At 60.8% G+C, this 18,482-nt stretch carries 23 protein-coding genes and 3 pseudogenes; 8 read left to right on the top strand and 18 right to left on the bottom strand.

The features are described 5' to 3' along the window. Positions 1-6 precede the first annotated feature (6 nt). From GA0061105_RS27525 to traG, 3 genes are read left to right on the top strand one after another with little or no spacing between them, the layout of a single operon-like run. A complete protein-coding gene (locus tag GA0061105_RS27525; RefSeq protein WP_077991368.1) occupies positions 7-294 on the top strand; it encodes a TraC family protein in 288 nt (95 codons plus the stop codon). Continuing rightward, a complete protein-coding gene (locus GA0061105_RS27520; protein WP_077991367.1) occupies positions 284-517 on the top strand; it encodes a conjugal transfer protein TraD in 234 nt (77 codons plus the stop codon). Before GA0061105_RS27525 ends, GA0061105_RS27520 begins: the two co-directional genes overlap by 11 nt. Beyond that, the gene (traG, locus tag GA0061105_RS27515; RefSeq protein WP_077991366.1) at positions 514-2,433 is read left to right on the top strand and encodes a Ti-type conjugative transfer system protein TraG; all 1,920 of its coding nucleotides are present in this window, start codon (positions 514-516) and stop codon (positions 2,431-2,433) included. The genes GA0061105_RS27520 and traG overlap by 4 nt, the downstream gene beginning before the upstream one ends. An 8-nt stretch (positions 2,434-2,441) precedes the next feature. Here the strand turns inward: traG and GA0061105_RS27510 are convergent, their stop codons facing one another. After that, positions 2,442-2,711, bottom strand: coding sequence for a type II toxin-antitoxin system prevent-host-death family antitoxin (locus GA0061105_RS27510; RefSeq protein WP_077991365.1), 270 nt, complete (start codon positions 2,709-2,711; stop codon positions 2,442-2,444). Positions 2,712-2,869: 158 nt separating this feature from the next. Then, positions 2,870-3,351: pseudogene (locus GA0061105_RS27505) on the bottom strand (hypothetical protein). A 503-nt stretch (positions 3,352-3,854) separates the two neighbouring features. Between GA0061105_RS27505 and GA0061105_RS27495 the strand changes: the two are divergent. Then, on the top strand, positions 3,855-4,160 hold the full coding sequence (locus GA0061105_RS27495) for a WGR domain-containing protein (RefSeq protein ID WP_012489498.1): 306 nt from the start codon (positions 3,855-3,857) through the stop codon (positions 4,158-4,160). 81 nt (positions 4,161-4,241) lie between these two features. Here GA0061105_RS27495 and GA0061105_RS33000 read toward each other — a convergent pair whose 3' ends face one another. The 6 genes and pseudogenes from GA0061105_RS33000 to GA0061105_RS33565 all read right to left on the bottom strand — a co-directional run. After that, entirely contained in the window at positions 4,242-4,409 is a 168-nt protein-coding gene (locus GA0061105_RS33000; RefSeq protein WP_004676096.1) for a hypothetical protein, read from the bottom strand. A gap of 345 nt (positions 4,410-4,754) precedes the next feature. Further along, on the bottom strand, positions 4,755-5,078 hold the full coding sequence (locus GA0061105_RS27490; protein WP_004676095.1) for a DUF736 domain-containing protein: 324 nt from the start codon (positions 5,076-5,078) through the stop codon (positions 4,755-4,757). A gap of 605 nt (positions 5,079-5,683) precedes the next feature. Next, positions 5,684-6,080: pseudogene (locus tag GA0061105_RS27480) on the bottom strand (type II toxin-antitoxin system VapC family toxin). Continuing rightward, positions 6,077-6,343 (bottom strand): type II toxin-antitoxin system Phd/YefM family antitoxin, encoded by a 267-nt coding sequence (locus tag GA0061105_RS27475; protein ID WP_004676093.1) that lies wholly within the window; start codon positions 6,341-6,343, stop codon positions 6,077-6,079. Before GA0061105_RS27475 ends, GA0061105_RS27480 begins: the two are co-directional and overlap by 4 nt. An 84-nt stretch (positions 6,344-6,427) precedes the next feature. Next, positions 6,428-6,550 carry a hypothetical protein gene (locus GA0061105_RS33825; protein ID WP_258719717.1) on the bottom strand — a complete coding sequence of 41 codons (123 nt, stop codon included), beginning with the start codon at positions 6,548-6,550 and terminating at the stop codon, positions 6,428-6,430. A gap of 179 nt (positions 6,551-6,729) precedes the next feature. After that, positions 6,730-6,989 (bottom strand): annotated as a pseudogene (locus tag GA0061105_RS33565) (toprim domain-containing protein); the annotation flags it as partial. A 310-nt stretch (positions 6,990-7,299) separates the two neighbouring features. On the opposite strand from GA0061105_RS33565, the gene GA0061105_RS27465 reads away from it, so the two are divergent. The 4 genes from GA0061105_RS27465 (at position 7,300) to GA0061105_RS34195 (ending at position 9,807) form a co-directional block, all read left to right on the top strand. Beyond that, positions 7,300-8,490 (top strand): DUF1173 domain-containing protein, encoded by a 1,191-nt coding sequence (locus GA0061105_RS27465; protein WP_077991364.1) that lies wholly within the window; start codon positions 7,300-7,302, stop codon positions 8,488-8,490. Between the two features lie 303 nt (positions 8,491-8,793). Next, the gene (locus GA0061105_RS27460) at positions 8,794-9,240 is read left to right on the top strand and encodes a MerR family transcriptional regulator (RefSeq protein ID WP_077991362.1); all 447 of its coding nucleotides are present in this window, start codon (positions 8,794-8,796) and stop codon (positions 9,238-9,240) included. Beyond that, a complete protein-coding gene (locus GA0061105_RS27455; protein ID WP_245304432.1) occupies positions 9,230-9,670 on the top strand; it encodes a PIN domain-containing protein in 441 nt (146 codons plus the stop codon). Before GA0061105_RS27460 ends, GA0061105_RS27455 begins: the two co-directional genes overlap by 11 nt. After that, positions 9,562-9,807 (top strand): VapC50 family PIN domain-containing toxin, encoded by a 246-nt coding sequence (locus GA0061105_RS34195; RefSeq protein ID WP_483434109.1) that lies wholly within the window; start codon positions 9,562-9,564, stop codon positions 9,805-9,807. Before GA0061105_RS27455 ends, GA0061105_RS34195 begins: the two co-directional genes overlap by 109 nt. 43 nt (positions 9,808-9,850) lie before the next feature. Here the strand turns inward: GA0061105_RS34195 and virB11 are convergent, their stop codons facing one another. The 10 genes from virB11 to GA0061105_RS27405 are packed head-to-tail and all read right to left on the bottom strand — an operon-like array spanning position 9,851 to position 18,482. After that, positions 9,851-10,879: a P-type DNA transfer ATPase VirB11 gene (virB11, locus tag GA0061105_RS27450; protein WP_077991360.1), complete on the bottom strand. Its 1,029-nt coding sequence runs from the start codon at positions 10,877-10,879 to the stop codon at positions 9,851-9,853. A 7-nt stretch (positions 10,880-10,886) separates the two neighbouring features. Beyond that, complete coding sequence (gene virB10, locus GA0061105_RS27445; protein ID WP_077991358.1) at positions 10,887-12,062, bottom strand: type IV secretion system protein VirB10; 1,176 nt, start codon at positions 12,060-12,062, stop codon at positions 10,887-10,889. 8 nt (positions 12,063-12,070) lie between these two features. Then, positions 12,071-12,928 carry a P-type conjugative transfer protein VirB9 gene (gene virB9, locus GA0061105_RS27440; protein WP_077991357.1) on the bottom strand — a complete coding sequence of 286 codons (858 nt, stop codon included), beginning with the start codon at positions 12,926-12,928 and terminating at the stop codon, positions 12,071-12,073. Continuing rightward, a complete protein-coding gene (locus GA0061105_RS27435; RefSeq protein ID WP_077991356.1) occupies positions 12,925-13,596 on the bottom strand; it encodes a VirB8 family type IV secretion system protein in 672 nt (223 codons plus the stop codon). The genes virB9 and GA0061105_RS27435 overlap by 4 nt, the downstream gene beginning before the upstream one ends. Before the next feature lies 1 nt (position 13,597). Beyond that, positions 13,598-13,882: a hypothetical protein gene (locus GA0061105_RS27430; protein WP_077991355.1), complete on the bottom strand. Its 285-nt coding sequence runs from the start codon at positions 13,880-13,882 to the stop codon at positions 13,598-13,600. Positions 13,883-13,921: 39 nt separating this feature from the next. After that, on the bottom strand, positions 13,922-14,854 hold the full coding sequence (locus tag GA0061105_RS27425) for a TrbL/VirB6 family protein (protein WP_077991353.1): 933 nt from the start codon (positions 14,852-14,854) through the stop codon (positions 13,922-13,924). A gap of 2 nt (positions 14,855-14,856) precedes the next feature. Then, positions 14,857-15,090, bottom strand: a complete 234-nt coding sequence (locus GA0061105_RS27420; RefSeq protein ID WP_007636178.1) for an EexN family lipoprotein — start codon at positions 15,088-15,090, stop codon at positions 14,857-14,859. Continuing rightward, positions 15,087-15,788 carry a P-type DNA transfer protein VirB5 gene (gene virB5, locus GA0061105_RS27415; protein WP_077991351.1) on the bottom strand — a complete coding sequence of 234 codons (702 nt, stop codon included), beginning with the start codon at positions 15,786-15,788 and terminating at the stop codon, positions 15,087-15,089. The genes GA0061105_RS27420 and virB5 overlap by 4 nt, the downstream gene beginning before the upstream one ends. Further along, a complete protein-coding gene (locus tag GA0061105_RS27410) occupies positions 15,785-18,151 on the bottom strand; it encodes a VirB4 family type IV secretion/conjugal transfer ATPase (RefSeq protein WP_077991348.1) in 2,367 nt (788 codons plus the stop codon). Before GA0061105_RS27410 ends, virB5 begins: the two co-directional genes overlap by 4 nt. After that, positions 18,144-18,482, bottom strand: coding sequence for a VirB3 family type IV secretion system protein (locus GA0061105_RS27405; RefSeq protein WP_077991347.1), 339 nt, complete (start codon positions 18,480-18,482; stop codon positions 18,144-18,146). The genes GA0061105_RS27410 and GA0061105_RS27405 overlap by 8 nt, the downstream gene beginning before the upstream one ends.

Here is an 18,482-nt window from a genome sequence, read left to right as displayed (position 1 = left end):
TCACCGATGGCCACAAAATCATCGATCACCGACATAGACACCCAGATCGAAAAGCTGCGCGAGCGCAGGCGCGCGATGATCGCCAAGTCCGCCGAGCGCTTTGCGCGGGCCGCGACGAAGTCGGGCCTGGCGGAAATGGAGATCACCGACGAGGAGGTCGATCGCCTCGTCGAGGAGATCGCGGCGCGATTTCGCAAAGGAGAGAAGAAGGGGACTGATGGCGCATCTGTTTCGCCGCGTCGACCAGCAGCTGGCGTCGCTGGAACGCCGGCGGAGGTTTCTCATGACGGCTGATCGTAGGCACAAGGCGCGCGAAAAGTTTTTGCTCGGCGGCCTCGTCGTCAAGGCGGGAATTTCAAAGGCCGACCGGGCGTTCCTACTAGGCGGCTTTCTCGAATTGGCAAGGATCGCCCCGGGTTCATCGGAGCATCGGCGCTTGCGCGATATCGGCGAGGAGGCGTTCAAGATCTCCAAGCTCGACGGCGGTTCGCTACGCATCGCGGAGGCGGCCGAATGACCCCGCTAAGGAAACCGCGCCCGAGCCTGTTACTCGTTCTGGCGCCGATCGCCGGCACTGCTTTTGGTGCCTATGTCGTCGGCTGGCGGTGGCAGGAACTCGCCGCTGTCATGTCAGGCAAGACGGAATATTGGTTCCTGCGCTTCGCACCCCTGCCGGCGCTTCTGTTCGGGCCGCTCGCGGGGCTGTTGACGGTATTGGCTCTGCCACTGCACCGGCGAAGGCCGGTGGCCATAGTGAGCCTCGTCAGCTTTCTGGCTGTGGCCGGTTTCTACGCACTGCGCGAATATGGCCGGCTCGCCCCATCCGTGGAGAGCGGCGCGGTCTCATGGAGCCGGGCACTTTCCTATCTGGATCTCGTGGCCGTCATCGGCGCGCTGATGGGCTTCATGGCCGTGGCGGTCGCCGCGCGCATCTCGACCGTCGTGTCCGAACCGGTGACGCGCGCCAGGCGCGGTATCTTCGGGGACGCGGGTTGGCTTTCGATGTCCGCGGCTGCAAAGCTCTTTCCACCCGATGGCGAGATCGTCGTCGGCGAGCGCTACCGGGTCGACCAGGAAATCGTCCATGAGCTGCCCTTCGATCCGAACGATCCGGCGACTTGGGGGCAAGGCGGCAAGGCCTCGTTGCTGACCTACAAACAGGACTTCGATTCCACCCACATGCTGTTTTTCGCAGGATCGGGCGGATACAAGACCACCAGCAACGTCGTCCCGACGGCGCTGCGCTATAGCGGGCCGTTGATCTGCCTCGATCCCTCCACCGAGGTCGCACCAATGGTGGCCGAACACCGAGCCGGCGCCCTCAAGCGCGAGGTCATGGTGCTCGATCCGACGAACCCGATCATGGGCTTCAACGTGCTCGACGGGATCGAAGCATCCAAGCAAAAGGAAGAGGACATCGTCGGCATTGCGCATATGCTGCTGTCGGAAAGCCTTCGCTTCGAAAGCTCGACGGGATCCTACTTCCAGAACCAGGCGCACAACCTCCTGACCGGTCTGCTCGCCCATGTGATGCTCTCGCCCGAATATGAGGGCCGGCGAAGCTTGCGCAGTCTCCGCCAGATCGTTTCCGAACCGGAGCCCTCGGTGCTCGCTATGCTGCGCGACATTCAGGAGCATTCCGGTTCGGCCTTCATCCGCGAAACGCTCGGCGTCTTCACCAACATGACCGAGCAGACGTTTTCGGGCGTCTATTCCACAGCATCGAAGGATACCCAGTGGCTGTCGCTCGACAGCTATGCCGCGCTCGTCTGCGGCAATGCCTTCAAATCGAGTGATATCGTTTCGGGCAAGAAGGACGTCTTCCTCAACATCTCCGCATCGATCCTGCGCTCCTATCCGGGCATCGCTCGTGTGATCATCGGCTCGCTCATCAACGCCATGGTGCAGGCCGACGGCGCCTTCCAGCGCCGGGCGCTGTTCATGCTCGATGAGGTCGATCTTCTTGGCTACATGCGCGTGCTCGAGGAGGCGCGCGACCGCGGCCGCAAGTACGGCATCTCGATGATGTTGATGTACCAATCGGTCGGGCAGTTGGAGCGGCATTTCGGGAAGGATGGCGCGACGTCATGGATCGATGGCTGCGCTTTCGCCTCTTACGCAGCGATCAAAGCGCTTGACACGGCGCGCAACGTCTCTGCGCAATGTGGCGAGATGACGGTGGAGGTGAAGGGCAGTTCCCGCAACATCGGCTGGGACACGAAGAACAATGCATCCAGGAGATCCGAGAACGTCAACTTCCAGCGCCGGCCGCTGATCATGCCGCACGAGATCACCCAGTCGATGAGGAAGGACGAGCAGATCATCATCGTCCAGGGGCATAGTCCGATCCGCTGCGGTCGGGCGATCTACTTCCGGCGAAAGGAGATGGATGAGGCAGCTAAGGTCAATCGTTTCGTCAAACCCGTGCTATGATCGTGGTTTTATGAGCGGCCCACCTCGTCCTCGCCGGCATAGGCGTCGACGGCGTTTTCGAGTTCGGCAAAAAGCTCGTCGGGCATCGTTTCGATAGTGCCGACGGTGCGTCGGTCTGCCTGCCTGATCAGTTGCTGATAATCTTCGATATTGAGGAGAACCAGCCGGGGTTTGTTCCGCTGGGTGATCGTCACCGGATGACGCAGCGCCTCGGCGATGATGTCGCTGGATTTACGTGGGAGGTCACTGGTTGAATACGTCCCGCTTGGCTTCGGCATATGGGCTTCCTTGTTGCTATCGCTGGGATTTACAGCATTTACAACATTACTGCGATTGTTGTGAAACTTCGCAGCCGTCCTTCCTCGGCCCACTTGAGGGCCATCGGCAACTGAGAGGCAACCTCGTCTGTCGCCTCTCAGTATGTGAGATGGTGCTGCTACCACCATGACCAAACGGCGCGCCCCGCATAGACCGGGATGCGAGTTGCCAACGTGATATCCTTGATGATCGGCGCCAGCGAGCCGAGTTCGTCCGCAATCAGCGCAACGAGCTCAGGATAGTTGATATCGACGCCAGTGTCGTCGGCAGCCCAAGCGCTCATCCAATCGCCGCCGTTGACGCGGAATTCACGCGTGTCGTAATCAATTCGAGTTCGTCCAGCAGATTGATAGTGAAGCGCCCGAAAATCTCGATCTCGCCCTCCAGCTGATATTCGGCGAATTCATCCTCCCCGATGAGAACACTTCGTTCCAATTCCATGATGACGCGGATCCGATCGATTGCCGCGTCGAGCCCCTCAACCAGGCGATCGTGAAGCTCTCGCGAAAAATCGCTGTCGCAGCCGAAGCGGTTTGCCAGGACCCCGAGCCGGAAGCCGGCAAGCTTGGTGTAGAGCATGAGGTTCTGATCGGTTGTCACAATGTGATCTCCTTCATCTTGATGACGGAGATCGGCCACTCTGTTGCAAAGAGGGGTCAAGGACCGCGGAACGCGGCTCGCAAGCGGGGGAACCGATTTTTCCAGAGCGCAGTGAAACGCAGCAGCGGAAAAATTGGGGGAGACGCGCCGTCCTTGACGCCGGATTTGCTGGAGTAAAATTGGACGTCAGAGAGAGAAGAGACCCGCGGACCCGAAGGGGACGCGACCGTTTCCGGCGTGAGCCGGCAGCAGGTGTCGAGGATAGAACCCCGCCCCGCGGCTGGGCAATTCGCTCACGTCATTCCGCGAGAGGGGGCGTGACCGGAGGCGCAGACGGTGTTCGGGCTCCGTGAGCGGAGCGAATAGCACCCGGCCGGCGATTGGCCGGCTCGCCCAAATCCATGATCTTCGGCTTCGACGATCATCACAAAAATGAATCGGTGTGGGCCGATCGATTCATAAGTGTCGTTAGACGCAAAAGCTGGAAGAGGCGACTCTCCGTCATGCTCACTCAACCCTATCAGCTCTACATCGAACGCACGGACGCGACGAAAAACATGGCGCGCTTCTACGCGCTCGCAATCGAACCGACGTTGTTCGGCACACCTTGCCTGACGCGGCGATGGGGACGCATCGGAACGATCGGACAAGCCATGGTGCATCACTTCGACAGAGAGGAGGATGCAGTCCGTATGTTCCTCGAACTTCTCCGATCAAAACGGGCGCGCGGCTATAGGCCGAACACAAATGCCGGACGGGAACCCATGGTCCGCGCTGTCCGCGGAAGTCTTCCTGGTCCTTGCCGGTGATTATCGGCGTGAAGCGCAGCTTCGGGTCGACGCGCCGGTCGATCCGGCGCGCCGGCCCAGGCGAGGAGGCAAACGCCGCCCTCAGAAGGGTGGCGCGGCGTCGATGGCGCCCTCCTGCTCGGCGATCGCTACCCTCAGTTCGGCCCGAGCGATCTCCAGCTCCGCTTCGATCTGGCGGCGCTCAGCCGGATCGGCGTTTCTGAGCTCGGCCCGCAGTTCCTCAACCTGAATTTCGAGTGCAATCGTCATCGTCGTCATCTCCTGAAATGTGAAAGATGACGCCCGGGGTCGTGAGGATCGGGCCGGGTCAAGGATCGCGTCAGCGACCGGCGGAGCCGGCGAGCGGAGGAACCGATTTTCTGACGGTGCCCTTCAGGGCGCCGGCTGAAAATTGGAGGGGCCGCGAAGTCCTTGAGGCGGCACGAGCCTCACGGCAGACTTCAAGTATCTGGGCAGACAGGGTCCTTGGTCTCGTGTGGCACGACAGGAGGATTGAAAGCGGGCTCGATGCCCGCTTTCAATCCCGCTATTGCGCGCAAAACTTGAGATACGACGAAGCCGGCCCCGATTGCTCGGGGCCGCTCGCTTTGTTCTTCAGTTCGGGCTGTTCCAGAGGATCACCTTCTTGCTCGGATCGCCGCCGGGTGCCGGTGCGAGATTGCCGAAGATCACACCGATCTCGGGGGCCTCAAGCTTCACTGAGAGGTATTCCTCGCCGGTCTGCCGCGCGATGCGGTTCCAGGCGGCGCCGATCTCGAAGCCCGTCTTGCGGTGAATGACGCGGTAGTCGGGCGCTTCTTCGCTTGCCTTGCTGGCATTTGGGACGATGGCGATCGGGGCGTTGACCCGGATCGTGGCGAAGACGCCTTCGAGGATGCCGTCGGTCTTCTGCGTGAGCGTTGCGATCGTGGTGGCCATGGTTGTTGTCTCCGGTTGCTCGGGACCATTCCCGATGGCGCACGAAGAGACGGCCGACCTGCTGCGGTCAGCTCGCCTGAAAATTTTGCAAAATTCTATTTTCCACCAGGACAAGCGAACCGAAATCGAATTTTGCAAAAATTTCGGGCGAGTCTTACCCCTTCAGGGGTTGGCCGCAAAAGCAGGCGGTCGTCTATACGAGCGACATAAAACGGGAATGGTTCGGGGCAATCGAAGGCTGCGACAAACCATCATGGCCCCCCGGTCCAAGCACTGGGGGATATTGGCCGCGCACTCCACGGACGCTTCGCCCGCATGTCGATCAACATAATCCCTCGCCCGCTCCCGGCTGCGGCAGGCTGTGAGCACCTCGATAGCATTTCTGCTGATCGGCGAGGTCGCCGCGGCACCGCATTGCCGTCTGCAGACCGTGCTCCAATCCCGGGTGAAGCTGTTCACGCGGGTGTCGAATGAGTGATCTTCCCCAAACGTGCCCGCTCCCAAGCACCTGAGCCGCCGATGGGTCGCCAGGTACATCGCCATTGGCAAACACGCAACCGGAACGATCTGAGCCGGCTTCATCCGCGGAGCCAAGCTCGGTGAGATCACAAGGCAACAGGATCGGAGCAAGTCACAAACGGAATGCCATAAAGCGCGACATTTTGATCGTCCGAAACCAAATACGCTCCCTCCGCCACGGCTTGCGCCATGAGCAGATGATCGAAAGGATCGCGGTGATGAAGTGGAAGAGCAGCGAGAGCGATAAGATGCGCGTCCGAGATATCCAGCCGGTCGAAACCTTGATCCGGCAAAATCGCAACAATCTCTTCGATATCGGCATCAAGTTTGCCGATGCGCAGCTTCACAGTGATTTCCCAAAGCGAGACAGCACTGACGAGGACATCATTCTCGGGATCGCCGATGGCGACGCGCATGGTTCCCTAGCTTCTCGTCGTCGTTCAGCCACCACAGCAAGGCATGTGTATCGAGCAGCAGCCTCACGTCCCGTCTTCCATGGACTTCAAAACATCCGCCGGCAGACCATCGAAGTCATCGGCAACTTTGATCTTTCCGCGCAGCGCGCCTGGTTTCCGCATGACGACGCCGGCTGACGGCGGGCCGATTTCGGCGACAACCTTGTGATGCGACGTCAGGACGAACCGCTGGCCGTCTTCGACCTGCTTGAGGAAAGACGTCAGGTTGCCGCGAAATTCCCGCACGCCGACACGGCGGGGAGATGGTATCTGCTGCCGAGATTGGGTCATGGCGAAGCTCCGTTTCAACGGCAAATGTGTACACAATTTTTACGAAATACAAGCATCTCCTTCAGCCGTATGGACAGATGGCGCTTACGCGCCATCTCCCGCCGCTTGCCAAACGGAGATGCCAAGTCGGCGGGCCTTGTCGGCCAGATTGCCGGCAATGCCGGAGCCGGGGAAGATGACGACGCCAGCCGGCATGACCGAGAGCATGTCGTCATTGCGGCGGGAAGCCAGGGGAAGAAACCTGAGCGACCCGCTGAAGGCCCGCCCGCCGCATGGTAAGGGTCGCCTCTCGGCAGGCCCGCGGGCGGGCGCCTACCCGTGCGGCGACCGGCAGAGACCGGCCATCCTGTAGGCCCTCACGCCCTCACCTTCCCCGTCCGGCTCGATCATGCGGGCAGAAAGGCCAGAGCGTTTCCCAGAACGAGCTGCGCCCTGAGATTAGCGATGAGCCGTTCCGGGCTGAGCCGGCGCAGATCCTCGTTGAAGTCGCCGAGCTCCGGGGCAAGCACTAGCGGCAGGATCCCCAGCGCCTGGGCGCGGCAGCTCAATCCCTCGATACGTGCCGGCCGGCCGCATCGGCGTCAGCTGCGATGTAGAGACGCCGGCAGCCAGCGGGCAGTCGGAAGGCGGCAAGGTGATTGGCGGTTCAGCGCCGGCCGGCTCGAAGGGCTGGGTAGCACGCGATTAGAACTCACTTTATGCTGGCGCAGTCTCTACATTTTGACGGGCTGACGTCTAATCAACGCACCGTTGACTTCTAATTATCATGATCGTTAATTTTAATTTTTGGAGGCTGGAATGCACGTATCTTCTTTCCTGCCTATGGCGTTGAAATCGGCCCCAGCGGCCGTAACATTTACATACTAACTATTTTGCGCTAGTAAAGTCCGCGAAGCTCGTGCTACGCCTTCCTTTTACGGTTCGATCAGCCTTTGGTCAGGCAAGGGAGGAACGACGTGCGACAGTTTTTGATCGGCAACCAGGCGTTCGACGACAGTTCTCCAGAGTTTCTGCCGCAGCTCGAACGCGCTTACCAACAGAAGCTCAGGCCACTTTGCCAGTGCCGGCAACCGCCGGTGCCGATGTACATTGCCCGGATGGATGGCCAATTCCTGATCAAACGCATGCCGCTCTCAGGCCGGCAGCATGATCCCGGCTGCTCGTCTTACGACCCGCCGTATGAGCTATCCGGCCTCGGGCCGTTGATCGGCAACGCCATCCAAATCGACGCGGCGACCGGTGCGGCAACGCTGAAACTCGATTTTTCGCTGTCGAAACGAGGGGGCCGATCGACGTCGACATCGCCTTCGGAGCCGTCGGAGATTGTGCGAAGCGAGCCCAAGAAGCTCTCGCTCAGGGCGATGCTCCACTATCTCTGGGACATGGGGGAGCTGACGGAATGGACCTCGCTATGGGCCGGGAAACGCGGCTGGGGGCGCGTGCGCAGCAGTCTGGTGAACGCGGCAAAGCAGATGATCGTCCGCGGCGGCCCTCTCAGCGATATCTTGTTTGTCCCGGAAGTCTTTCATCAGGACGACAAAGAGGGGATTTCAGCGCGGCGTGCGGCTATGTTGGCCGGCGCCCAGTTAACCGGTCCCGGTCCGCGGAAACTGATGATGACCGTCGGAGAGGTAAAGGAATTTTCCTCAGCGCGCGATGGCCAGAAGATGCTGGTGCGCCACCTGCCTTTCCCCTTCATGCTCGATGAGGGGGCGTGGAAACGGTTGAATGCCCGATATGAAACCGAACTGGAACTGTGGCGATCCAACGAGGGGTTTCATCTCATCGTCATCGCCACGTTCGGCATTTCGGGAGCGGGGATAGCTTCGGTCGAGGAAGTGGCGCTGATGGTGGTCAACGAGAACTGGATCCCGTTCGAAACCATCCATGAACAGCGTCTCCTGGAGCGGCTCTCAAGCCTGAAGCGAAGGAGCGTGAAAGGACTCCGGTTCGATCTTTCGCGCGACCAGCCGATTGCCTCCGTGACCTTACCGGAGGCAAAGCCAGCGCCGATCGCCATGTTCATCGTTCCGACGAAGGCCGACGAAGACTATGACGTTGCACTGAATGAGATGATCGCCGCGAGAGCCGAGATGACGCCGTGGATCTGGCGTGTGGCCGACGGCGAAATGCCGCGACTGCCATGATCCACACCAGCCTCCTTGGTCAGCGACGTAGACGCCCTAAAAGGAAACCAACGCCCGGGCGATCTCGACTGCGTGAAGCTATATCCCGGTCAAATCGGCCCAGAGGCGGCCCTTTTGCATTGCACGATCACATCGAAAGCGGAGCGCTTGCCGTTGGCGGTAACCCACGCTTGAAGTTGGCGGGTCGAGCTCGTTCGCCGCGCGCTCCTATGGCACCCAGAAATCGGAGATGGAAGGGGAAGATATTTCAGTTATTGCAGTTATGAGCGACTTGCCCTATATACATGGTCAGAGGTGTTCGCCATGACCAGCCATGTTCTTCAATTTACCAAATTGTCGGATCGCGACCGCAAGGCCGTCGCGCCTATGCCAAATCTGGCGGAGGGCGACCAACTGGAACTACGGATTCGCCGTCAAAGTGGACAACTTCAAACCCTTTCTCTCCCAGCCTCGGCTCTCGCGCCTGTCGAAGCACTCCTCGATCATCTGTTGCGCGGCAAGCGTGTTGCCGTGCTCACGGAAGATCAGGAATTGAGCCCGACCGACGCCTCCACCATCCTCGGCATCTCACGTCCTCTCGTGGTGCTGCGCATGGATCGCGGCGATCTGCCCTTCCGCTATGTCGGCAAGCACCGCCGAGCCAAATTGAAGGATGTTCTCGCGCTCAAGGCCAAGCTCGATGCTCGCCAGAAAAGCCTCGACGCGCTGGCCGAGGACACAGAGGATCTCATCGTCAATCATGGCCTCTAAGCCGCCTGTCGCGGTCTATGATGCCTGCGTCCTCTACCCTTTCCATTTGCGCAATGTCTTGGTCCAATGTGGCTTCGACGGTCTCGTCGACGCACGCTGGACCGACGACATCCACGCCGAGTGGATTCGCAATCTGGCCATCGGCTCCCCCGAGATACCCATCTCACGTCTGGAAGCGACCCGTGATCGGATGAAAGAGGTTTTGCCCGATGCAGATGTCGGTAACCACCAATTTCTCATCCCCGACCTCTCGCTACCGGATCCGGATGATCGTCATGTTTTAGCTGCAGCCATCGCCGGAAAGGCTTCTGTGATTGTCACGTGGAATCTCAAAGATTTCCAGCCGCGGACCTTCGGCCTCATGGGGTGGCCTGCGTATCGCCAGACAATTTCCTCGTGGGCCTCCATTCCATCTTTTCGAGCGCATTGATCGACAGCATCAGGCGCGCCCGGTTGAATTTACGCAAGACGGTGCCGGCGGTTGACGAATTCATTGATGCACTGGACCATCAGGGGCTCCGCGCGTTTTCAGTGGTCCTGCGTGAGAAGGCCGCACAATTGGACTGACGGTCGAGACCGACAGAATCGTTAGAGGCCCGGACGCAACCCGTTAAGCTCGATCCGACGAAGAGCGGCCGAGGTCAGTCGCGGCGTCTCGATAGTAGATCTCGCTCACCCGAAACCGGCCGTCGATCCGCTTGCATTGGATGATGATGTCGACCGCGATCGTCAACATCTCGCGGATGTCGTGCCGTTCGAGGTCCGCACCTCCCTCCGACTCCTTGACCAGCAAAGTCAGCTGCTCAAAGGCGAGGCGGGCCGAGTCGGCATGGACCGTGGTGATGGAGCCAGGATGGCCGGAGTTGACATTGCGGATGTAGTAGAAGGCCGTGCCGTCCCGCAGCTCCTGAAGTAGGATGCGGTCGGGCCGCATGCGCAAGCAGGATTCCAGCAGATCCTTCGCATCGACTTTAGACAATCCCTGGCCGCCTTTGGAATAGAACAGTCGAACGTGGTTGGGCTGCGGGACCACCAGTTCCGGAGTGTCTTCGATCGAAATAATCCGCTCGCTTTGCGGAATGTGGCGGATCAGCGCTTTCGATAGAGTTGTTTTTCCCGACCCGGTGGCGCCGGAGATGATGATGTTCTTTCTTGCAAACACCGCCTCCCGGAGAAACGCCTTGTAGGCACCGATGCGATAGTATTCCAACAGCCTATGGTCTGATCGTCGCCCGTCGTCTTGGGCCGGCACAACATCGGCGAACAATCCCCCATGATCGAGATCCTCCAGGGTCAACGACACGGAGGATGGCTTACGGATGGTGATGCTGACGGTTCCCTTCGTCGTTGCCGGCGGGATGACGATCTGAATTCGCTCATCGTCCGGCAAGGTCGCCGACAGGATCGGTCGCGTCTCGTCGATCGACTGATTGGAGAAGCTCGCGACGGAGCGGGCGAGACGCATCAGCCGGTCGAAAGAAAGTTCGGGCATCTCATAGGTCTGCCATCCGTCCCTACCCTCTGTGACGACCTGTCCCGGCCGGTTGACGATGACCTCATAGAGCGTCTTGTCGCGTAGGAAGCGTGATAGTGGCGAAAGCAGTTCGCGCACGACGCCGGCGTCGGCAGCTTCAGTCATGCAGAACCTATTTTGTCACGAGCTTCGAGGAGGGGCTGAAATCCCCAAGCACGGCGCGGTCATAGACGCGATTGCGGGGCTCCGTCACGCGAAGCCGATAGACGCTGGAGAAATCGAGATCGCGCGCCACGAAGATCGAAACGAGCTCGCCCTGATGTTTCATCAGGGTCGGGGGAATGTTGATCGACTGCTCGACGGCGATCGCCGCGGCCTGCTGACCGGCACTGGTGGTGTTTTGCGCTTCGACGTCGCTGTCCTGCAGCCGGCTGCTGGCATAGGAACTGGCATCACCGACGATCGACAGGAGCATTGCGCTGCCAAAACGCTCCCACCAATGGGTGTCCACATAGCCGTCGATGCCCGCCCGGCCAAGCGCATCGGTTGCCGGCGATGCCAGCGTGATGATCACGCCTTTCGGCGTCTTCGCCCGGTTCCAGAGAACGAACACGCGCTTTTGCCCGCGGCGAATGCCGCCGCGATATTCGCCGACGACCTGCGTACCTTTTTCCATCAGCACAACGCGGCCGTTATCTGAAAGAACGTCCCGGTTGATGACGCAGCTCGTGAACCCCGGCTGATCGGAGGAGAGCGCGGTCTCGAGAACGCAAGGAATGGATGTCCCCATTGCGACGATGAAATCGCGATTGCCCAACGTCCCTGCACGCGATCCCTGCAATTGCGTCGGCGTCAGCAAGCGGTTGAAGCGCTGATCTTCGTTTTCGCCCTGCGAGGCGAAGCCACCGGGATTGGCGCCGAGCGGCACGTAGTTCGAAGCCTGATCCGTCGCCGCATCCTGATCCTGCCGCCGCGTCGCCGGCGATTTCTCGCCGCCATAGGCGATGACCGGCGCACGCCGGGCAGCGTCGAGCAGCTTATCGTCGTCCGTGGGCGCTTGTTCTGTGACAGCGGGCGTCGGCAGTTGGACCTGCGGAAGAGGCGCTACAGGCTGGACCGGTTCCTTGGCCGGTTCGAAATCCGATGTCTGCCGGATGACCACCCGCTCCGGCTGGGCACCGTCTGACGGTTTGTCCTGGCCTCGCATCGACCAGAGAGCGAAGGCGACAAAGACGACGATCGCCAAGGCGATAGCGCCGCGTTTGAGGATCGGGTTATTGTCGAGCCGGCCACCGGCCGACGTCTCGGCGCGCTCGCCCGGAATCTGGGTAATCTCTTCCTCGGCCATGTCACCTCCTATTGCGCCGCGCCGGGCGGCACTTTGACGACGCGCTCGACCGATGGTGACGTCGTGTTGGTCTCGGGATTGGTGCCGACGCGATCGTAGGCTTCGTTGAAGACGCAAAGCCCGTCGCCGCCACGGCGCAGTATGAACTTGCGGCTGATCGCGTGAACGAGGACGAGATTGCCGTCGACTGACTTCGGAACCAGGCTTTCGCTGCCGTCGGAATTTTCCATATAGATCGCCGGCATTTCCTGGTTGCCGGCAAAGGTGAAGGTGGTGACCTTGCCGTTGTCATAGACCGTTTGCGGTTCGAGCGCCTGGGTCCCTTGCGCCGAATAACGCCAGTTGCGCGGTCCATAAGCTTCGTGAAGGGCAAGCACGCGATCGGCCTCGCCGGCCTGTGCCGCCTGCGCGCGCGCAGCTGCTTCCTGGCGGCGCCGCTCCGCCTCATCAGCGGGATAGCGGTATTTCACATAGAAATAGGTGTTCTGCCCGGCTTCGACGCTGCCGTCGCGAACGGTGAGTTCCATCTGATAGCTGCGGGTCGAGCCGTCCCGTCGTGTCGTCACGACCGAGATATTCGTCACCGGCTGATTTTCCCTGGGCTTCAGGAACAGGATGTTGCCGGCCGGCGCCACTTCCCAAGCAACGCTGTTGCCAAGCGCCACATGAGCGACTTCCTCGTCGGCGGCGAATTCGATTTGCACCGAAGACCGCAGTGTGCCGACGACTTTGGTGATGTTATAGGGCTGGTAGACGACGAAACGGATGCGGCTGTCCTGCGCGGCGCCGCGCGGCGTCTCGAGGGCGAGCGCTGCAGACGAAAACCCGGTGGCCAGGATGAGCGGAAGGAGAAAGTGCGGTCTCAATTGATGGCCTCCGGATCGGCGCGATATTCGCTGACGACGAAGCCGAGCGGATTGGTCAACCGGTCGGTCGAGGACATCGGAGCGTTGGCATAGGAGAAGGTCAGGGTCGTAACCCAGTGCGTGGTGCGCACCTCGTCACCGCGGCTCACGGTCCTCATATAGCGGACGGATGCCACATTGGCGTTGATCAGCGAGATGGAAACAATGTTGATCCGCGACGTGGCGCTGCGGCCATAAATGTTCTGCGGGGAATCGGGATTGCTGCCGCGGTAGACTGCGGCAAATCGAGTCTGTTCCGGCTGCGTCGACAGCAAGGCGACGGTGCGGAAATTCTCCTCGCCCTCGCTCCAGACGTAGCCCTCGCGGGCGCGGACATATTTGGCCGCGAAATATTTGGTGACGGCCTCGTCGTAGGTGCCGGCGGTGGATGTCAGCGCCGAGACCACATCGACGATACCGGTGGAATTATCGACCCGCACGACGAAGGGCTCGACGGTTTTCAAAGGAGTGAGGCCGGCAACGGCAAAGACGGAAACGGCAGCAACCGTGCCGGCGCAAGCAGCGACGAACCAGGCGATGCGGGCGGAACGCTCGACCTGGATCATCCGGTCCTGATCGAACCGGCGGGCTTTGTCGAAGTAACTTTTGAGGTTATTCGTGGTCACCATGTCATTCGCCCTCGCATGGACGGTAGGAGCCCGCGACATCGAAATGCGCGAAAGCGGCCGGTGTGGCTGAAGATGGTTCCGGCACATAGGCGGCCGCGTGACTGGTCGGCTCCGCGGGAACAGCCCCGGTCGTCGGCTGCTGCCTACCTCCGCCATCCTCCCACTGCCACATGGCGCGGTTCAGCGGCCGGCGGGAATAACCGTCACATTTGGGCAGCGGGTGGGAAATCGAACCGCAGCCTACGAGACCAGCGGTCAGCAAAAGCGATAAAACGATACGGAGCATCCAAAAAAACCTGTTCGATTATCTGAAGCGTTGGGGGCGTCATTCGGTCCGGCCTGGCGTCAGGCGGCGGCCGACGGAACGCGCGCCGCGGCCGACCGCTCTGACTGTGTGGGATGTCGCCCAGGAGAGCGTGCTTTCGTGCGCATCGCGGGCAGCGCCGTAGCCATAGGTGAGCGACGCCCCGCCCGCCGCAAGAGCTGAAGCAATGCCGGGCAGTTGGTAGAAGACATAAAGAGCGGCAAGGCAGATGGCGCAGAGCGCGATCGGCCGCATCAGGACGTCGCTATAGCCTTCGATCGCCGCAAACGTCGTGTCGATGCAAGTGATCAGCAGCGAACCGATGGCAACGACCAGAACCTGAAGGATGACGAAATTGACGAGCTGGCCGATCCAGGATTCGGTGAACCGGCGGGTCGACTGGAACATCGCAAGCGCGACGAAGATCGGTCCGATGGCCAGAACGATGGCGAGCGCCAGCCGGGCATAGAGCGAAACGATATAGCCGATCGCGGCCACGATGAAGCTCGCACCGATGACCATCATGCCGCCGATGCCGGTGACGATATCGACCGGCCAGGAGGCGCGCGACCAGATCTCATAGGCGCATTTCTGGCCCTTATCGAGCAGGCTGTCGAAGGTCGATGCGCTCGGCGCCGTGCCGGAGTTCAGCGCCTGCGAGATTTCGCGCGGCAGCGCATCGAAAAAGATATTGGTGACGTAGGTCTGATAGTCGCCGGCATTCCTCACCAGCATGACGATGATGGCGAGCTTCATTGCGCGGAAGGCGAATTCGAGTATCGGTTCCTGCACGGAGCCGCGCAGAACGAGATAGCCGTAGAGCACGACATAGAGCGTGAGTGCCGCCGTCAGCGGGCCGCTGACCCAGCTGGCAATATTTGACGTGCCGGAGGAAATGAAGTTCTCGAGCGGTGCCTTGAACTGCCCATCGACGAAGCTGAAGACCTGATACATCGTCAGCCTCCCAACGATTTGCCCATCCGCTCCAGCCGCAGCTTGCCGTCGGCGGCCTCGGCGTTGCGGCAATTGGGCGTATCGCGGAGTTCTCCGGGATTGTTACGGCATTCGCCGATAATCCTAGCGAGCAGAGCATCGTCGGCCATAAGCTCATCGACGGTGTAAATCTTATCCGCCTGTGGGGAGCAGGCCGCCAGAAAAAGCATGGCCGTGCCGGAAAGAAACCACCTCATTTGAGCGCCGCTCCCATCGTGTCCATGCGCTTGCGCCAGTCCTCGGCCTTGCGTTGGTCGTCGACCTGCACCTGGGCCTGCTGGACCATCTGCAGGCCCTGCATGCGCAGGACATCGGTTTGCAGGAAGGCGGTCTCGGCCTGGAGGCGGGCCTGCAGATCGGCGATGTCCTTGGCGTCGGCAGCACTGGAGATTTTCTGGCGAAGCTCATCGATGCCGTCGATGCGCTTGGTCGCCGCATCGTAGATCTGCTGGCCGAGGCTCATCTGCCCGGCGTTCTGGTTCTGGATGCGCGACAGTTCCTGCGCATAGAAATCATCGGCATCGGTGCGATAGCTGGAGTTGTCCTGGCGGAATTTCGAAGCGGAACTGCCGAAGACGCCGCTGCCGGAACCTTGGAACAGGCCCTCGATCGCGTTGAAGTCCTGGGGAAGCGCCTCGCGGATCGACGGATCGTTCAGCAGGTTGGCGACGTCGGCCATGTTGGTGATCTTGTTCAGCGAGCCGTAGAGCTGCTGGGCTTGCTGGAGCTGCTGGTTCAAGGCGTCGAGCTGGGACTTCAGCTGCGTGATGCTCTCGATCTGCTTGGCGATCGATGTCTGATCGATGACCGGGATGCCCTGGGCCGACGCCAGCATCGCCGACGCTAAAAGAGCGGCCGATACGAACAATGGCCGCATCGTTCCTGTTCGGATCATCCTGTCTTCCTCCTCTGATGAAACACGGCAAGCCAATCCTCCCGTCCCTCGCCGATCTCCAAACGGATAGTATCGGCAAGCTCGACATTGGCCGTCCGGCCGGAGAGGATGGCAAGTTCGTCGTCGAAGCCGTTGAGGTTCAGCTCGGCGACAACGCTGTTGTGCCCCTGCTTGACGATGAACCGGCGGGTTTCGACGGAGAGTTCGCGTGAGACGAGCTCGAATTCGCGCTCAGTCAGCTTGAAGCCGTCGACATAGTCGGCGCGGTCGCCGCGCGGGTTCGGAAGAAAGATCTGGGTCGGGCACTGCTCGATGATCGTGTGGGCGATCGGCGATACGATGGCGTCGCGCGGGCTCTGGGTCGCAAACAGCATGAGACCGTTCTGCTTGCGGATCGTCTTGAGCTTGTTCTGGGCGAGATCACGAAAGCCTTCGTCCTGCAGCGCCTTCCAGAACTCGTCGATGACGATGATGATGCGACGCCCGTCTATCAGTTGCTCGATGCGATAGAACAGGTAAGCCATCAACGGCGTGCGGATTTCCTCGTTGTCGAGGAAATCGGTCATGTTGTAGCCGATGAACCTGGCGCCAATGCCGATATCGTCGGCTTCGTTGTCGAAGACCCAACCAAGCGGCCCGCCCCTCTCCCAGCGTCGCAGACGTGCGGCAATGCCCTCGGGATCGGTGTTGTTGAGGAAGGTGCGCAGGGCGCCGATGGAGCGACGCTCCACCGGCAGGTCCGCCACCCCGTCGACCGCCGAGGCGATGTCGCGCAACTCGGTGATCGATAGTTCGCCAGATCCGGATCGGACCAGCTTGGCGATCCAACCGGTGAGGAATATTTTGTTTTCCGCAGTGAATTCCAGTGCTTTCAACGGCGCGCAGCCGGTGGCGACACCATTCCTCAGCGGCAGATAGGTGCCGCCGGCCGCGCGTACGAAGAGATCCGCGCCGCGGTCCTTGTCGAAAAAGACCATATGCGGATCGTGCTTTTCGAGCTGCGACAGCATGAAGTTCAACAGCACCGTCTTGCCCGCACCCGACGGGCCGCAGACGAAAGTGTTGCCGAGGTCGCCGTGATGGAAATTGAAATAAAAGGGCGAACCCGAGGCGGTCTTGAGCATGGCGACCGCCGGTCCCCACTCGTTGCCGTCCTTCTTACCCGCCGGATAGGAATGATAGGGAGCAAGGGCTGCAAAGTTGCGCGACGTGAGCGCGCCCGAGCGCGCCCGATAGCGGAAATTGCCCGGCAATTGCGCCCACCAAGCGGCCTCGAGGCCGAGATCCTCGCGGGCGACGACCGCGCCGCCGCTGGTGAGGTAGGCGCGCGCCTTCGCCATGTGATCGGTCAGTTCCTTGACCGAGGGCGCGAAGACGGCAAGCGCAAGGTGATGCTCTCCGAGGACGAAGCGATTGGATTCGAGATCGTCCATCGCCTCGCCGAGTTCCTCGATCTGCGAAGCCGCCTTGTCGCCGGCGCTGACCATCTGGTTCTGCTTGCGGCCCATGATTGTTCGAGCATCGGGCTTTGAGGTGAAGGCGAAGGACTGCGTCAGGATGAGCTCGAAAGGTGCGGTCAGGATAGCATCGAGCATGCCGCTGCGCGTGGTCGCCGGATATTCCTTAAAGCCGAACATGCCGGCATAGCGGCTGTCGGCCTCGTGACGGATCTCGACGGTCTCGCGCCCGAAAATGACCCGGTCGGAATAAATCGCCGAAGAAATTCGTCCCTCCGTCAACGGAATCGGTTCCCGCCGGCCGCCGATGATCTGGTGGAGCACTTCGCTCGACTCGGAGAAAAGGATCCCGTCATGTTCGTGGAGGGTGAGCAGCCGCGGCTCGAAGCGCTGCAGGCCGGCGACGACATCCGCCACACGGTCACGCAGATGCTTCAGAGCCTGCCCGTCGAGCTCTGTATCGGATCGGCGGGCCTTGCGCAGTCGGGAGAGAAGCTTGGCCGCCTTTTCGGCAGGATCCCGGCCGGGATGCCAGACAAGGGTGAGGTAGAGATCGTTGCGAAACAGGTCTTCCCTCACCATCCGCTCCCGATATCTCGCGTTCAAACCGTCGGAGAAGGGATTGGCGAAGCGTCCCTCGGGATAGGCATTGTCGCGGCGGCGCACGACATGCGTCCAGAGCGCCAGCCGCTCGTCGGCGATATTGCGATAGAGCGTGTTCAGGCTTCGGTGCAGGCCGTTGAGGTCCCTGACGTCTGATGTCTCGAAAGAAACGCCGTCGAGAGCGATCATCGTCATCAACGCTCGGGATTCGAGCGCAATGGTCGTCTCGTCGACATGCCTGACATAAGGAATGAAGGTCTCCGGCCCGAGCTCGCGCGACCGGAGCGTCGCAATGTTAGACAAAGCTGAGATCCCTTTCGTCATAACGCCGGGTGAGCGTCAGAGGCGAGAGCGTGGCGCCGCCCCAATAGGAGGCATTGCGGGAGCGGCCACGGGTTTCGATCCACGCAATCAGGATCCGAAACATATTGTGGTCGTGCTTGACGAGCGCGCGAAACAAGACATGGAAGACGATGCCGACCAGCGCGTAGGCGATTGATCCCGCGGTGATGTAAAGGATGGTCGTCAGCATGATGTTGACGCCCATCGCCTCCATCGTCACACCCGCGATCATTGCCGGGCGCGTGCAGGCGAGAAACAACGTGTCGTCTTCGAGACTCGGAATGCTCACCAT

This window comes from Rhizobium aethiopicum (assembly GCF_900094625.1).
Classification (GTDB): Bacteria; Pseudomonadota; Alphaproteobacteria; order Rhizobiales; family Rhizobiaceae; genus Rhizobium; species Rhizobium aethiopicum.
This window is presented reverse-complemented; position numbering and strand designations above follow the sequence as displayed.

What these genes read in the sequence shown, in the direction of transcription:
- GA0061105_RS27525 (WP_077991368.1), top strand. Translation starts at nt 7, where the DNA reads ATGGCCACAAAATCATCGATCACCGACATAGACACCCAGATCGAAAAG.
- GA0061105_RS27520 (WP_077991367.1), top strand. Translation starts at nt 284, where the DNA reads ATGACGGCTGATCGTAGGCACAAGGCGCGCGAAAAGTTTTTGCTCGGC.
- traG (WP_077991366.1), top strand. Translation starts at nt 514, where the DNA reads ATGACCCCGCTAAGGAAACCGCGCCCGAGCCTGTTACTCGTTCTGGCG.
- GA0061105_RS27510 (WP_077991365.1), bottom strand. Translation starts at nt 2,711, where the DNA reads ATGCCGAAGCCAAGCGGGACGTATTCAACCAGTGACCTCCCACGTAAA.
- GA0061105_RS27495 (WP_012489498.1), top strand. Translation starts at nt 3,855, where the DNA reads ATGCTCACTCAACCCTATCAGCTCTACATCGAACGCACGGACGCGACG.
- GA0061105_RS33000 (WP_004676096.1), bottom strand. Translation starts at nt 4,409, where the DNA reads ATGACGATTGCACTCGAAATTCAGGTTGAGGAACTGCGGGCCGAGCTC.
- GA0061105_RS27490 (WP_004676095.1), bottom strand. Translation starts at nt 5,078, where the DNA reads ATGGCCACCACGATCGCAACGCTCACGCAGAAGACCGACGGCATCCTC.
- GA0061105_RS27475 (WP_004676093.1), bottom strand. Translation starts at nt 6,343, where the DNA reads ATGACCCAATCTCGGCAGCAGATACCATCTCCCCGCCGTGTCGGCGTG.
- GA0061105_RS33825 (WP_258719717.1), bottom strand. Translation starts at nt 6,550, where the DNA reads ATGCTCTCGGTCATGCCGGCTGGCGTCGTCATCTTCCCCGGCTCCGGC.
- GA0061105_RS27460 (WP_077991362.1), top strand. Translation starts at nt 8,794, where the DNA reads ATGACCAGCCATGTTCTTCAATTTACCAAATTGTCGGATCGCGACCGC.
- GA0061105_RS27455 (WP_245304432.1), top strand. Translation starts at nt 9,230, where the DNA reads ATGGCCTCTAAGCCGCCTGTCGCGGTCTATGATGCCTGCGTCCTCTAC.
- virB11 (WP_077991360.1), bottom strand. Translation starts at nt 10,879, where the DNA reads ATGACTGAAGCTGCCGACGCCGGCGTCGTGCGCGAACTGCTTTCGCCA.
- virB10 (WP_077991358.1), bottom strand. Translation starts at nt 12,062, where the DNA reads ATGGCCGAGGAAGAGATTACCCAGATTCCGGGCGAGCGCGCCGAGACG.
- GA0061105_RS27435 (WP_077991356.1), bottom strand. Translation starts at nt 13,596, where the DNA reads ATGGTGACCACGAATAACCTCAAAAGTTACTTCGACAAAGCCCGCCGG.
- GA0061105_RS27430 (WP_077991355.1), bottom strand. Translation starts at nt 13,882, where the DNA reads ATGCTCCGTATCGTTTTATCGCTTTTGCTGACCGCTGGTCTCGTAGGC.
- GA0061105_RS27425 (WP_077991353.1), bottom strand. Translation starts at nt 14,854, where the DNA reads ATGTATCAGGTCTTCAGCTTCGTCGATGGGCAGTTCAAGGCACCGCTC.
- GA0061105_RS27420 (WP_007636178.1), bottom strand. Translation starts at nt 15,090, where the DNA reads ATGAGGTGGTTTCTTTCCGGCACGGCCATGCTTTTTCTGGCGGCCTGC.
- virB5 (WP_077991351.1), bottom strand. Translation starts at nt 15,788, where the DNA reads ATGATCCGAACAGGAACGATGCGGCCATTGTTCGTATCGGCCGCTCTT.
- GA0061105_RS27405 (WP_077991347.1), bottom strand. Translation starts at nt 18,482, where the DNA reads ATGGTGAGCATTCCGAGTCTCGAAGACGACACGTTGTTTCTCGCCTGC.